At 43.6% G+C, this 14090-nt stretch carries 12 protein-coding genes; 2 read left to right on the plus strand and 10 right to left on the minus strand.

Annotated features, from left to right (window positions below; genetic code table 11):
- Positions 1-82: 82 nt before the first annotated feature.
- A complete protein-coding gene (locus IHV80_RS06130) occupies positions 83-1765 on the minus strand; it encodes an aspartate:alanine antiporter (RefSeq protein ID WP_192890428.1) in 1683 nt (560 codons plus the stop codon).
- A gap of 249 nt (positions 1766-2014) precedes the next feature.
- Positions 2015-2278, minus strand: a complete 264-nt coding sequence (locus IHV80_RS06135; RefSeq protein WP_009847069.1) for a GrxA family glutaredoxin — start codon at positions 2276-2278, stop codon at positions 2015-2017.
- 499 nt (positions 2279-2777) lie between these two features.
- Here IHV80_RS06135 and IHV80_RS06140 point away from each other — a divergent pair, with 499 nt between their 5' ends.
- A complete protein-coding gene (locus IHV80_RS06140) occupies positions 2778-4079 on the plus strand; it encodes an iron-containing alcohol dehydrogenase (RefSeq protein ID WP_192890429.1) in 1302 nt (433 codons plus the stop codon).
- A gap of 131 nt (positions 4080-4210) precedes the next feature.
- Here the strand turns inward: IHV80_RS06140 and IHV80_RS06145 are convergent, their stop codons facing one another.
- The 5 genes from IHV80_RS06145 to IHV80_RS06165 all read right to left on the minus strand — a co-directional run bounded on the left by IHV80_RS06145 (position 4211) and on the right by IHV80_RS06165 (position 9770).
- Positions 4211-5065 (minus strand): MurR/RpiR family transcriptional regulator, encoded by an 855-nt coding sequence (locus IHV80_RS06145; protein ID WP_004734686.1) that lies wholly within the window; start codon positions 5063-5065, stop codon positions 4211-4213.
- A 358-nt stretch (positions 5066-5423) separates the two neighbouring features.
- Complete coding sequence (gene panP / locus IHV80_RS06150; RefSeq protein WP_192890430.1) at positions 5424-7067, minus strand: pyridoxal-dependent aspartate 1-decarboxylase PanP; 1644 nt, start codon at positions 7065-7067, stop codon at positions 5424-5426.
- Positions 7068-7185: 118 nt separating this feature from the next.
- A complete protein-coding gene (locus IHV80_RS06155; protein WP_192890431.1) occupies positions 7186-7713 on the minus strand; it encodes a hypothetical protein in 528 nt (175 codons plus the stop codon).
- A gap of 175 nt (positions 7714-7888) precedes the next feature.
- On the minus strand, positions 7889-8794 hold the full coding sequence (locus IHV80_RS06160; protein ID WP_192890432.1) for a lysine exporter LysO family protein: 906 nt from the start codon (positions 8792-8794) through the stop codon (positions 7889-7891).
- A 55-nt stretch (positions 8795-8849) separates the two neighbouring features.
- Positions 8850-9770 carry an HDOD domain-containing protein gene (locus IHV80_RS06165; RefSeq protein WP_192890433.1) on the minus strand — a complete coding sequence of 307 codons (921 nt, stop codon included), beginning with the start codon at positions 9768-9770 and terminating at the stop codon, positions 8850-8852.
- A 357-nt stretch (positions 9771-10127) separates the two neighbouring features.
- On the opposite strand from IHV80_RS06165, the gene IHV80_RS06170 reads away from it, so the two are divergent.
- A complete protein-coding gene (locus IHV80_RS06170) occupies positions 10128-10709 on the plus strand; it encodes a TfoX/Sxy family DNA transformation protein (RefSeq protein WP_192890434.1) in 582 nt (193 codons plus the stop codon).
- 161 nt (positions 10710-10870) lie between these two features.
- Here the strand turns inward: IHV80_RS06170 and IHV80_RS06175 are convergent, their stop codons facing one another.
- From IHV80_RS06175 to IHV80_RS06185, 3 genes are all read right to left on the minus strand, one after another.
- On the minus strand, positions 10871-11413 hold the full coding sequence (locus IHV80_RS06175) for a hypothetical protein (protein WP_017108221.1): 543 nt from the start codon (positions 11411-11413) through the stop codon (positions 10871-10873).
- A gap of 208 nt (positions 11414-11621) precedes the next feature.
- On the minus strand, positions 11622-12119 hold the full coding sequence (locus IHV80_RS06180; protein WP_192890435.1) for a response regulator: 498 nt from the start codon (positions 12117-12119) through the stop codon (positions 11622-11624).
- Positions 12112-14055, minus strand: a complete 1944-nt coding sequence (locus tag IHV80_RS06185; protein WP_192890436.1) for an ATP-binding protein — start codon at positions 14053-14055, stop codon at positions 12112-12114. The genes IHV80_RS06180 and IHV80_RS06185 overlap by 8 nt, the downstream gene beginning before the upstream one ends.
- Positions 14056-14090: the final 35 nt, after the last annotated feature.

A 14090-nucleotide genomic window follows, 5' to 3' on the forward strand; every position in this document is an offset into this window, starting at 1 on the left:
TTTCCAATAAAAATGCACTAACCCAAAGATGAATTAGTGCATTTGAAATATTTAAGCTTGGCTGCTTTAAAAGCAGCAGCTATTAACTAATTATGATGATGAAAGTACCTGCTAAGGTCATCAATATATTGGCTATCGCGTACGTACCTGCGTAACCCAGAGCAGGGATAGTTGAGCGAGCGTGGTCATTTACGATGTCCATCGCCGGGGCACAAGTTCGTGCGCCAATGATCGCACCAAACAACAGAGCTCGGTTCATCTTCAGCACATAAGCACCAACCAAGTAAGCAAAGAATACTGGCAGAACACTCACTACCAGTGCAATTCCGATCACTTGTGGTCCAACTTGGGTTAAGTGCTCAAATATCTTACCACCGGCGCTCAGACCGATACCGACCATAAAGAACATCAAACCGAGGTCTTTGACCATGTTTAACGCCCCTTGAGGTACGTAACCAAAGGTAGGGTGGTTCGCTCGTAAGAAGCCAAGCATGATGCCCGATAGAAGAAGGCCAACTGCATTACCTAGTCCAAACGAAACCTGACCGAATGTCATAGTGATCAAACCAAACAAAATACCCAGAATGAAGAAGCTACAGAAGGCCATCAAGTCTGCCATCTGGCTGTGGATCGAGATGAAACCAATTTTCTCTGCTAGGCCGTGAACGCGACTCTTTTCGCCACTCACCTGCAGTACATCACCTTTAGAAAGCACGATGTTTAAATCCATCGGCATTTCAATTTGAGCTCTTACTACACGGTTAAGGAAACAACCATATTCAGACATATTTAGGTCTGACAGACGTTTACCTGCAATGCTGTCACTTTTAACGACGATCTCTTCTTCTACGATTCGTAGATCGAGAAGGTTACGGTCGAAAACCTCTTTACCGTTACGGAAGCTTGGGTCAAGGCGGGCATGGCTATCTGGGAAACCAACCAATGCGATTTCATCACCTTCTTGCAGAATTGCATCACCATCTGGGTGGGCAAGAATACCATTACGGCGAATACGCTCGATGTAACAGCCCGTTTGACGATAGATACCCAATTCACGCAGGTTCTTACCGTCTGTCCAAGAGATAAGCTCTGGTCCCACACGATAAGCACGAATGATTGGAAGATAAACCTTACGCTGGCCAGAAGCACCTAGACCGCGTTCCTGAGCGATTTGCTCAGCTGAGTCGTGCAGGTTAACTTTCTGAAGCTTTGGAATTAGGCGAGCGAACATAATCATACTGATTAAGCCAACCAAATAAGCCATCGCATAACCGACAGACAGGTTTTCGATGACCAGTCCTAAATCCATGTTCCTCGGAACTTCCGCCAAGCCTGAGTTCAACGCATCTTGTGCGCCTACTAGGATAGGGGTTGCTGTAAGGGCACCAGCCATCATACCGGCAGACAAGCCAAACCCGAGGCCAAGATAATGGCTACTGAAGTAAGTTAAGGCTATCGCGGTTGAGAGAACGACGAGGCTTAGGATTAGGTAATGCTTACCATCTCTGAAAAATATACCGAAGAAGTTTGGTCCAGCTTCAATGCCTACACAGTAGATGAACAACATGAAACCAATAGTGAGACCGTCGGCGTTAAAGGAAAAGCCAAGATGCCCCATGACAAGGGAAGTAATCAGAACACCGATTGAGTTACCCAGTTGGAGGCTACCGAAACGAATTTTACCAATGGCTAAACCAATCGATAAAACAACAAAAATGAGGAGGATGGGGTTTTGTTCTAGCAAATAAACAACGTCGATATTCACAGTGGTCGCTCAATAATTGGCGTGAAACACAGGGTAAGTTTGAGGGTGAATTGTATCTAAATATAAATAAATTATAAGCGGTATTTTACTATTTTACTTGGTTTTGACTTTATTTGTTCTTAGCGCACAAAGTGTTGGACAAACAAAAGCCCGCTCAAGTGAGCGGGCTTCTAAATATTGTAAATTTTCACACTCAAATGCGTAAAGCTTTCAAGATAAAGGCTTCGATCGCTTGAGAGAAATCTTAGCTTAGTCGAAAAGACCTAGGTTTTCTTTTGCGTATGCTTCGAATTCTGTGCAGCCACCGATGTGGTCTTGATCGATGAAGATTTGTGGCACTGTATCTACTGGCTTACCAACAGTCTTCTCTAGGTCAGCTTTGCTGATGCCTTCAGCGTGGATGTCAACGTAACGGTAGTTGAAGTCATCGCGTTTAGCTTTAAGAGTTTCAGCATGCTCTTTTGCACGAACACAGAATGGGCAAGCAGGACGACCAAAAATAACTACAAACATTTAATTTCTCCTAAATACGGGATGAGGCTCGTTAACTCTATTATGTTAACTATTCTTTAGTGAATGCCACTCAAAATTTCTTAAAACCAACTATGCCTCAATGCTATGGGGAAATAAAGATGGAATTGACTCTTAATACGATAGCTTTTACCTATCAGCGCAAATATTCATCATAAAAAGACTGGGGCTCGCAAACTGCCCGTCACCAGCGTTGAGTACCCACAAATTGAGAGTGTGAATTACCCCTAAAAATACGACTTTAATCGGTGTTTGATGCCACAAGTTGCACTGTGTCAAAAAAAACACCAGAAGAACGAGGCATCGTATAACTAATGCATCTATAAGAAACGCATCGATAAGAAAGGGTATGGCTGAGGCTTATGCTAGATACTTTCGTTACCGTCGCTATGTTTCATCGTCGTTGTATTTCAGATATCAAGATTACATCCTCAATCCCAAGAGTTCGCAGTTTTGTTTGGTCATAGGCGCAGGAGGCACCATGTTTCAATTTATGACACCTACAAAGATCATCTTTGGTGATGGAGCACTTCAGGCTTCATTGTCCCTCTTTAACCAATATGGCTACAGCGTGTTATTGGTTACTGGCAACACATTAGAACGCACCTCATTGGTCACCGATTATCTAGATGCGCAAAGCATGCGTTATCAACGCATTGCCGTTTCCGGTGAACCCAATATCAAAATGGTCGAAGAGGCCGCAACTTCGGCACGCCGATTTAAGCCTGATATGGTGGTTGCCATGGGAGGAGGTAGTGCGATTGATATGGGGAAAGCGTTGGCTGCTGTTTTACCAAACCAAGGTAATTTATACGACTATGTGGAAGTCGTCGGTCGGAATGTACCACTCAAGGCCAAACCACTGCCGTTTATCGCGATTCCTACAACGGCGAGTACGGGCGCTGAAGTCACTAAAAATGCGGTGCTTAAGTCGGGACAAGATCAAGTCAAAATCAGCCTTAGAAGCCCCGACATGCTAGCCGATGTAGCTATTGTCGACCCGACCTTAACGTACGGCACCAACTTGTATCTATCAGGACGTGGAGCCATGGATGCCTTTACGCATCTAATGGAAGCTTATGTGTGTGGCGAGCCTAATTCGCTAACCGATATGATCTGTGAGGAAGGACTACGCAAGTTAAGAGACTCTGTGGTTAAAGCGTGTGTTTATGATGAGCCTCAAGCTCGTTCAGATCTTGCCTTCGCTTCTATGCTCGGTGGCATGGCAATAACCAATGCCAAGCTTGGAGCTGCCCATGGATTAGCTTCTGCGTTAGGGGGCAAGATATCCGCACCACACAGTGTTATAACTGCACGCTTAGCGCCATTTGTGATGATGGAGAATATCGCAGTCGCGAGAGAGCAACAAAGAAATGACATCTTAGCGCGCTATCAACGAATTGCTCAGATTGTTACTGGAAGTACTGAGGCGAAAGAGGAAGGCGCTATTTCTTGGTTATCTGAAGTGTTGGACACACTAAAGCTTCCAAGTCTATTGGAATTTGGTGTTTGCGAAGCTCAGTTTGATGAGGTGTCTGCCGATGCGCTTAAGTCTGTTGCGATAAAAGGAAACCCTTTACCGCTGAATCAAGAGAGGCTCGTGCATATCCTTCAGCAGGTTTGTGCGGAATGTGGTTGTGGAGGGGAATACCACGATACAGCCTTGATGCATCAGCCAGACCGACTTACCCCAGAGCAGGCTATGGAGTCGAGTTTTACTATTATTAACTCTTATGCGTCTGAGAATAATGTCGTAGAGAAAGGCAATAGCTGGACGATCTAATAGCAGCAAGCAGAAAACATACATCACGGGAAAGCTAAGCTAACTCAGGACAAATAAAAACGGAGCACTAGGCTCCGTTTTTTAATTCGATGTGTTCTAGGGTCATGTGTTTTCAGTTCTGTCTTAGCAGATTAGAACTGAGAGTACTTCTCGTAACGTGAATCACGAAGTGACTCTTTCACACGCTTTAGGTTCTCTCTGAAACCAGAACCACGACGAAGCGTGAAGCCTGTAGCTAACACGTCGATAACCGTCATCTGAACAACTCGGCTTGCCATTGGCATGTAAACGTCAGTGTCTTCTGGAACATCCAGAGAAATAGACAACGAGCTCGCTTTATCTAGAGGAGAATCTTTTGCTGTGATAGCAATAACGGTGGCACCGTTTTCACGAGCCAGGTTCGCAATCTCAACTTGGCTTTTAGTACGGCCAGTGTGAGAGATAAGAACAATAACATCGTTATCACTGCAGTTAATGCAGCTCATTCGTTGCATCACAATGTCTTCAAAACACGTGATAGGGATATTAAAACGAATAAACTTGTTTTGAGCGTCTTTCGCTACAGCAGAAGATGCACCCAAGCCAAAAAACGAAATGCGTTTTGCTTGAGTCAGCAAGTCAACCGCTCGGTTTACTTGCATCGCGTCTAGGCTGTTTTTAGCAACATCCAGACAAGCCATAGTCGATTCGAAAATCTTATGTGTGTAAGCATCTGGGCCATCGTCTTCTTCAACATTACGGTTCACGTAAGGTGTACCGTTCGCCAAGCTTTGAGCTAGGTGAAGTTTAAAGTCAGGAAAGCCTTTAGTGTCTAAACGACGACAGAAACGGTTAACTGTAGGCTCACTTACGTCAGCCATTTTAGCTAAGGTAGCAATGCTAGAATGAATTGCAGTTTGAGGGGAAGCCATAATTACTTCGGCTACTTTACGCTCAGACTTGCTGAAGTTTTCCAGGTTTTTTTGTATTTTTTCTAATGTATTCATAGTGTTCACGAGGGTATAGAGAACAACTTGCTAGTTAATATCGTTTACCAGGGGGTATGGCTGAAGCAAATATCAGTAAAACAGAACCTAAAACAATGGGAGGTTTGTAATTACTGCAGCGTCAAATAGATATCAAGCTAACTAGCACCATAGAGTCAGTATAAACCCAACATACTATTAACTAATACAAAAACACGGCATGAATGCTTAAGAATATGACAAACCTCAACAAAATTTTAGAAAACTACAGAATTGGAAGAGGGTTTGAGCAAAAAGAATGCAAATTGAGTATGAACTGACAGCTTAGTTACATCAAAAAGAAAGAAATTTTCAAATTGATGCAACTAAAATTGAATGACTATGCGTTGATTTGCGTAACTAGTTTGGTGATTTTGCCCATCAGGTTTGGCGCAAGTTTAGAGATTTCACGCTGTTCTTCAAGCACAGAGGTGAGTATCTCATTGCCTGTAAGCGGGTTTGCCAATACAACGCGGAAAACAATAATCGGTTGATGTGACCAAGCTTCTGGATTCAAGCGGGTTCTGGAGACAAAAGATTTGCCAGTTTCACGCTGTTTCTTCTGAATAAATTTAGTGAGCTCATTGAGTAACTCATTCAACTCAACACGTTGTTGAGCGCCAGCTTTTAGCAAGGCGGCTTTGACTGATTCAGGGAGGTAGCGATACGTCAGTAGACATAGCTCCGGCTCAGACACTAACTCAAAATCACTTTGTTCTTTAATCAGGTCAGCGAAGTAACGCGCTTTGTTGATGCTTTGGTCGATCAGCAGTTCATAGCCAGGGCGGCTGATGATGTGCATTGACGCATAAACGAGCATCGCCATACCGGAACGAGAGCCTTCTAGAGTGTGGCTACCTAGGTCTTTCGAACCTTTACGCAATATGTATTGAGCGTGATGTTCAATCGCTGTCATCGCGTCTGGCTTCTTAAACAAAACCATCCCCGCACCCATAGGGATATAGAGCTGTTTATGTGCGTCTATTGTGACAGAGTCCGCTAACTCAATACCATCAAGTAAATGACGGTGATTGTTCGACATCAGCGTTGCGCCGCCCCAAGCTGCATCCACGTGGAAGTGGCAGTCAGACTCGGCACACACCTCTGCAATTTCTCTTAGAGGGTCGATATTGCCAGTTTCGGTCGTACCCGCTACGCCAATCACGGCGAAAGGCTTAATCTTGTTCTGCTTAAGCTGCTCGATCTTGAGCCTCAGGTCGTCAGTGCAAATACGGTTATTGTTATCCGTTTTCACTGAAACAAGGCCTTCTTGGCCAATTCCGAGTACATCGGCCGCTTTTTTCAAAGAGTAGTGACCACGTTCAGAAACCAATATAGCGAGACCTTCGTAGTCGTAGTGCTTCATGGCTTTAAACAAGCCTTCTTTTTCTACACCTTTGAATGAGCCTTGCGCTTTCAATGCATTATTGCGAGCAACCCAAAGGGCTGTAATGTTTGCGATGGTACCGCCAGAACAAAACGCACCTAAAGAGTGGTTGGCGCTGTGCATCCAACGAGAATAAAACTGGTCGCTGTCTTGATAGATCAAACGGTGCAACATTCCCAAAACTTGGCGTTCAAGAGGAGTGAAAGCTTTTGAAGTTTCGATTTTTACTAGATTCTGATTCAACGCAATCATGATTTTAGACAGCGGCATCAGGAAATAGGGGAGTGCAGACGTCATGTGACCAATAAAACTTGGCGACGACGTATGTACAGAGTGAGATACAAGAGAATCGAGGAGATGCTCGGTATGTTCTGAAACAAACTCAGGCTGCTCAGGGATATGAGCATTCGAAAAATCTTTCTCAATCTCACGCAATGGCTTTTCTTCAGCCACAATGTGTTCACGTAAGAATTGATTCAGGTTTCGTGAAAGTTTGTCTTCGATTTGAGTGAGTGTTGAATCTGGGCCTTCAGGTACTGTAAAGATACGTAGAAGACTGTCGAAGCTAACATCTGCTGTTTTTTGTTCCGTAACCATAGCAAGCGAGTTATTTTTCTTATATTGACGCGAGCGGGACAATTTAAACGAAAACGGGAACAATGTCCCGTCTTAATTATGAAATCCAACTTCCCACAAAAGCATAGTAAATCAAGGGTTATTTACACTTGATCGCTTCAAGTTTAGCAATCGACTGGTTGTAACGCTGCAGTGCAGCATCGATTTGCTTAGGGTGGCTCAGTAGCTCAGCAAACGCTGAACGTAGCTCGTAGTTTTGAGCGTGAGGGGTTGATTGACGGTCATCGAACGTCTGCTTCGCAATTTTGCCAAGCTCATCATCACGTGTTGAAAGCGTCTTAATATCGTGCTGTTCTAGTTGTAACCAACCTTCAACCGATTGTGCTGTCGCAACTTTGCTTGAATCATTCACTAAGTAGTAGTTTACCGCGGCACGGTTGAGCTCAAAGTGGTGTTTACGACCTTCTAGGAACCACTCACTTACTTCTTTGAGCTCTGGGTATTGCTCAGACGTTAATGCAGCAAGATCAGCATACCAATTCAAAGAAGCGTCGATGTACGCATCATACTTTGTTGATTGGCATTGGTTTGTTTCAGACATTGAATCTGCTGCAAAAGAGAAAGTAGAAGTTGAAGCTAACAGTAATGCGACGCAAAGGCGTTTCATAGTGGTTCCTTTTGTAAGTTTATTCTTTTTAGAATTTTGTCGTTACAGCGTACCGTGATCATTATTTGTTGAGCAATGACACTTAGTGTCTTTTTATTTCGGTAACTGTATCGGTATCTTGGGCTTTGGTACTAAGAAATGCATTCTAATCTAAAACAATCGCTATTCCTGCGATCTAGTTAGCAAGAGATACAAAGAACAACATCATAATCGGGACGAGAAGACTCAATATAAACCCGCTGACGATGGCGATAGGGACACATCGAACGCCGCCTGTTGTTTGAATGACAGGCAAAGTGAAATCCATTGCGGTCGCACCAGCATAACCAATAGAAGTACACGGATAACTGCGAATCAGCACCGGGATCAGCACTAGGGCGACCAACTCTCTCAGCAGTTCGAGCATGAATGAAGCACCACCATAGACTGGGCCAAAAGCGTCACCCATTAGAATGCCCGCTAGAGAATACCAACCGAATCCGGATGACATCGCTAAAGCTTTGAAGAGGGGAATATCAAGTAAGTACGCGGCAATCACGCCACCGATCATTGAGGTCACAATAATCGTAAGAGCGATCACAATACCGTGTTTGTTCAGTAAGATTTGTCTAAGGGTCAATCCGCTATTGCGCAGTTGAATGCCAATAAAGAACAGAAGAACGAATAGAATCCATTCACTTGCCGTATCGACCCAATCGAGCCCGATCGGGAGAACCAAGCCCGCAATGAGGCCAGAACCGACCACCAGAATCAACTTTGCAGATTCCATCGCCATTGAAGATAGGGGGAGCTTTTTCTGGCTGCTGTCAGTTTTAAGCGGCAGTAATTTATCGATTGCTGGCAGCGCCATTAGGTTGCATACGCTCAAACAGACAAAGAAAGTGACAGTATAAAGAAGGATTGTCTGTAAATTGCTGCCTAGGTTATCGAGTGCGGCTAAGCTCAGCCCCATAAGCGATAGGATTACGTAGATCAACCTAGACGTCGAGCGATTAATGAACTCTAACGTCTGGGTGTTTGATATAGAAAAAAGATACCCCACGACGAGTGGCGCAAATATAAAGATCATCCCTGTAAACATGCTTTCCCTTTTACATTTACTTACTATTACAACTACTTAGCAATTTTACGGTGACTTAGAAGCCGCTAGCGTTGATAACGTCGCTTAGCTTTGCATTAAAATCATGTTTACTCAAGTTGCTTAATTTATAAAGAACTTCGGCACCCGTGACATTAAGCTCCACTTCATGCTCGTCGATGTTCTCATCCTTGTTTCTAAACATCAGGAGGTGGTTGGCAATTCGTGCAATATCAAGATAAGACACTTCGCGTTCTTCTTGTTGATTGATCGTGTTGCTACACACATCAATGAAGTCACTGTCGAATCCCCAACGTCTAAGAACCAGCTTACTGGTTGCAGAGCATTGGCCTTGGAATATTTGCAGAGCGATGTCGTGGTCTAAGTAGTTCCCATTTTCAAGATAGAGGTGATACTCACTTACTAGGCAGAACAAACCTATATCGGCTAATAGCCCGACGAGTAGAGATTTCTCATGCTCGAGGTAGCGATATTCGATAGGGGACAGTTCTTTGAAGCTATTGGTAACCAGTACCATCGTCGCGCCAAGTTCTTTTGAGATAGAAGCGCTTTGCACCAAAACCTGATTGCATTCGTGGTTTAGATTCACTGAATGCTTAAGCTGTTCGATAGCTTGGGCGGTAACGATGTCTCTTACTCTCAATATCCCCAAGCGTGAGACTGCCGTCATAATGTCGACACAGGTGATATTCCGTCTGTTAAATACCACAGAGTTAGCAACACGAATCACGATAGCCGTTAGGCCTGGGTCTTCAAGTAAGCACTCAGCGACCTCGGCAATGCCCGTTGATTCTTGGGTGCATAATTTTTGAATTTTTAAGACGACTTCAGGGATAGGAGGAAGGGTTATTTTTCCCGCTGAGATAGAATGGCCAACAAGTTGGGCAAACTCTGATTCTAGACCCTTTAAGAGAAGAGCCTTATTTTGTGGTAGCCAGAAAAACGATAAATGATTCATATAAAAAGTAAAAAATGTATGTGAACCTATTTTACAAGCCGCGATGCTGCGAGGCAATACTCATCGGGCCTCATAACCCTAGAAAACTTGAACCGATGTATCACCGAGCATCAAAAATCATTCATATTTTGATGTTTTACTGTGATGTCAATCATGAAAAACCAGAATACTCAATTGATTGATGTGAACTAAGTCCAGACTTATTTTTCTTTTCAAAGTATCATTTATTTAAAGGTGAAAAACGAAATCATAATATTCACCTAAACAATAAAAAATAGATTTAACATTTTTCGCATAAAAAAGCTGCTTGTCTGGTGATCAACCTAATCGGGGTAATTTGATTAAGGATCAACGGATATGACCGAGACAGCATTTATTAATTACGTGAATCAATTTGGTGAGCATCAAAAACGTTCTATGTTCGGAGGTATTGGCCTCTTTCAACATGACGCTATGTTCGCTTTGTTGAGTGAAGGTTGTTTATTCATTAGAGGTGGCAAGTCATTAGATAAAAAGCTGACGGATCTTGATTGTGAAAAGTATCGTCATGTAAAAAAGCAGACAACAGCAACCGTAAATTACTACGATATTACGGATCTGTTTACATGTGAACATCCTGAATTGGATAGCATTATTCGTACTTCAATCGATAATTCAATTCAACAACGTAGCTTCAAAAAATCATCAGCTAGCCGTAGATTGAGAGATCTTCCAAACATGCAACTCACATTAGAGCGCATGGTGAAAAAAGCAGGTGTTGATGATGTTTCAATGTTTATGCAGTTAGGCGCGCCTGAAGTATTTAATAAGGTTCGCGAAGCGTACGGCAATGATGTTGACCTTAAACTACTTTGGAAATTTGCGGGCGCAATTGATGGTATCCACTGGAAACTATTGCAAGAACCACGCAAGCAGCAATTATTGAAGAGCTGCCACTAAAGAAGTCATCCCTCTATGCTTAAGATTACTGTTAATAAATAAAAACCGAGGAATGTCCTCGGTTTTTTTGTTTCTGTCTTAGCCGGATTTCTTAAAAGACTATGTGTCAAAAGGCTAAGTGCTCATGGAGAGCTTATTTGCTAGGGCTGTCTCGCTAAGTATTAGTACTTGAAACGAGCAGTGAACATAAGTTGATCACCGTAAAAGTCGTTGATACGAGCTTCAGCACCTAGAGAGAATAGCTCTGTAGAGTGGAAACGAGCGTAAACAGAACCTGTCCAATCATCGTTATCATCGATAGAAACGTAACCACCTTTACCACCAACTTCTAGTTGTGGACCAAGCCATTGGCGAACACCAACGTTGATTTCCATACCGATATCAGTAGAGCTTGAGTTTTCAGGCTGAACGATACGAGCTAGCATTTCACCGGTTAGGTCTGCCCAGTTGTTTAATGGAGCATGGAAACCAAGACCTACAGCTGAGTCGTAATCGCCTTCAAATTCTGAATCGATACGTGCTATAGCGTGAGCGTTCGGGTGAATTGACTTACTGAACGCGCCACCAAACGTTACTGGGCTAGCACCGATACGTGCTTCAAAGTAATCGTAGTTAAAGTTACTCATTACTTGTGGTTGTTCATCAACAGCTAGTGCCGGGCTAGAAGCCAATAGCATAGCGGTAGTAAGTAGAATTTTGCGCATAACGACCGTAAACCTTTAATTAGTGTTAATTCCTTTGGTTTGAGAAAAATCAGGCAAACCATAAACATTGAGACAGTTTAATCTAACTCACGGAAAAGTAATCCATAAAAATGCGAATCATTTGTCAATTAGCCAAAAAATGAGCAAATTATGTATCACTCTGTAACTGAGATCTCATGTTTTCGGGTGATTCAGAATAAATTAAGCGTTACTCGCCAAAACTTGTCCGTTTATTCGCCATCGCTGTAAGGATACGTTCGGTATCTAGGACTGAGGTCCAGTTCAATAGCTGCTTGTCATTGGCAATCACGAAGTCGGTTAGCTGTTGTGTAATCGTGTCTCTGAGTTGGTCGCCTCGCCAAGGCTTAGAGATATAGAAATCAAGCGCAGCATTATTGATGGCCGTCACTGTGTCTTCAAGCCCGGCTTGGCCTGTGAGCAGCAGCTTGCGCGTCGCCTGCGTCGAGTCGTGTTGGTTGAGTTCGATGAGAAAATCGATACCCGTTTTGTCAGGCATGATGTGGTCACACAAGATTAAGGCGAGCTTAATACCATCTTGTCCCATTTCTTTAATCACTTGCTTAGCTTCATCGACCGATTCGGCTCCTTCAACAATAAAGTTTTCTTCAAATGGTGCTAAGTCTTGAAGGACACTGTTGAGAACTTCAGGTTCATCATCGACACATAAAATTAGGTACTTATTCATGAGGTGCTCCTTCTTGTTTGAACGGAAGCCACACTTGCATGTGAGTATGGCTGCCTACCTCAGACTCCACCAAAATAAAACCTTGATGAGCCGAAACGATTTGTTGAGAAATGGATAACCCAATCCCTAAACCAAAGTTGCCTTCTTTTTTGGTGGTGAAGTTTGGGTTGAAAATAGTGTTGATGTCTTCTTTGGCGATCCCGTGTCCAGTGTCTGAGATTTGCACCACCAGAAAAGTATCGTCTCCTTCTGTCTGTTGAGATGTCGTGATAGAGACGGTTCCTCGTTCTGAAAGCGCATCCAGTGCATTGGAGATAAGGTTCGTCCAAACTTGTTGTAACGAGAGCGACTGGCACAATAAAGGCGGCAGCTCGGTGTCGTAGTGTTTTTCGAGCTGGTGATGCTTCAATCTGTTTTCAAAGATCACTAAGGTGTCTTCAAGTCCTTCATGGATATCCGCGTAGTGACGCACTTCTTCATCTTCTCGTGCGTAGCTTTTTAGGCTTTTCACCATATCGGCAATGCGTTTGCTGCACACTTGAATCGAGCGAATAGAGTTTCCTACATAGTGGTAATGCTCTAAGTCGTTGAGCAGCTCTTTGCCCGCAATAGGGGAGTCTTTTAAAGTATCTAAAACCGCAGAGTCTTGGCTCAGGTTCAGTCTTACGGCTTTTTTAGCTAGCGTACGATCATCGATAGTCGATGTGAGGTGCTTAACGAGTTGTCTCTCTTGTGCCGTGGATAGAGGCTTGGCTAGTTTTGAGTGTGCTAATACTTCAGTCCCTTTATTCGATTCTGGGAGTGACGAGTTTTCGAGTATCTGGTCGAGATGTTCAGACAAGGTTTCAATACTTCGCAAGATCGCTGCAATAGGGTTGTTCAACTCATGAGCCACACCTGCTACAAGCTGACCCAGCATTGCCATCTTCTCTTTCTCAATCAATTGTTGGTGTGCAGACTCTAACGATTCCAGTGTTTGTTGCAGTTTGATCTTATTGGTGATGCTTCGTTGCAATCGTCGATTGAAGTGACGTAGCAGAAGGTTAGTAAATAGCGGAAGCAGGGTATTGTTTGAATGCATAACCTGAGCAAAGCTATCTTTATCGAGCTTGATCACTCGTGTCTGGGTTAGGGTGATCGCAGTAGAGAACGAAGGTTCACCCGTCACGAATGACATCCCTCCGACAATGTTGCCTTTAGAGTGACGCACAACTTCGCGCTGTTGCCCCAGTTCATCTTTTTTATAGAGAGCGGCTTCACCTTCAATGATTAACCAAAGAAAGCGATTGTCTTCACCTTCTACAGTCAACAGGTGTTCTGGCGAGTAATCACGAATGGCTTTAGTTTTGTCGTCTTTCGAAAAGACATCCTGCAAAGCACTGACGACACGCTCAGCAAGGGCGTTATCAGAAAGCTGGTGGTAATCGTGAATGAACCCAGATTGGAACGAATGAATCTTTTGTTCGATGTGTGCTCTTAGTAAGCGTTGTTGATCCAACGCATCACTGTAAGACAAAAGGTTTTCTGGGTCGTACTGGATGACAAAAGAAGTCAGCTCTTTCTGCGCTGATTTAAAGAGAACCTGATCTTGAACCGGTTTAGTTAGGCAGTGGTTGAGCCTACCTTCGTTCACTGCGGTTAGAATGGATTGTATGTCTGACGAGGCGCTCACCAATATCGTTCTTGCGGTATTACTATGGGGCAGCTGTTCAAGTTCAATCAGAAATTGCACACCATTGAATTCAGAATGATGGTGAGAGATCACCAAGGCGACGGTTTGGTGATTGTCGTGGATATCTTCTAATGCGTGATGCGCGTCTTCTAAGTTCTCAGCAGTATAAATGTCGAATACATAAGACAACGGAGCCAGCTCCGAGCGTATTCTTTCAATGCTAACCGGATTATTGTCCAAACAAATAACAGCGTATTGATTCACGGTTCAACCTTAGTAGTAGCGACGCTTCTAGCCTA

Source organism: Vibrio bathopelagicus (assembly GCF_014879975.1).
Taxonomy (GTDB): domain Bacteria; phylum Pseudomonadota; class Gammaproteobacteria; order Enterobacterales; family Vibrionaceae; genus Vibrio; species Vibrio bathopelagicus.

Coding starts and splice junctions, on each gene's coding strand:
- IHV80_RS06135 (WP_009847069.1), bottom strand. CDS start 2,278: ATGTTTGTAGTTATTTTTGGTCGTCCTGCTTGCCCATTCTGTGTTCGT.
- IHV80_RS06140 (WP_192890429.1), top strand. CDS start 2,778: ATGTTTCAATTTATGACACCTACAAAGATCATCTTTGGTGATGGAGCA.
- IHV80_RS06145 (WP_004734686.1), bottom strand. CDS start 5,065: ATGAATACATTAGAAAAAATACAAAAAAACCTGGAAAACTTCAGCAAG.
- panP (WP_192890430.1), bottom strand. CDS start 7,067: ATGGTTACGGAACAAAAAACAGCAGATGTTAGCTTCGACAGTCTTCTA.
- IHV80_RS06155 (WP_192890431.1), bottom strand. CDS start 7,713: ATGAAACGCCTTTGCGTCGCATTACTGTTAGCTTCAACTTCTACTTTC.
- IHV80_RS06160 (WP_192890432.1), bottom strand. CDS start 8,794: ATGTTTACAGGGATGATCTTTATATTTGCGCCACTCGTCGTGGGGTAT.
- IHV80_RS06165 (WP_192890433.1), bottom strand. CDS start 9,770: ATGAATCATTTATCGTTTTTCTGGCTACCACAAAATAAGGCTCTTCTC.
- IHV80_RS06170 (WP_192890434.1), top strand. CDS start 10,128: ATGACCGAGACAGCATTTATTAATTACGTGAATCAATTTGGTGAGCAT.
- IHV80_RS06175 (WP_017108221.1), bottom strand. CDS start 11,413: ATGCGCAAAATTCTACTTACTACCGCTATGCTATTGGCTTCTAGCCCG.
- IHV80_RS06180 (WP_192890435.1), bottom strand. CDS start 12,119: ATGAATAAGTACCTAATTTTATGTGTCGATGATGAACCTGAAGTTCTC.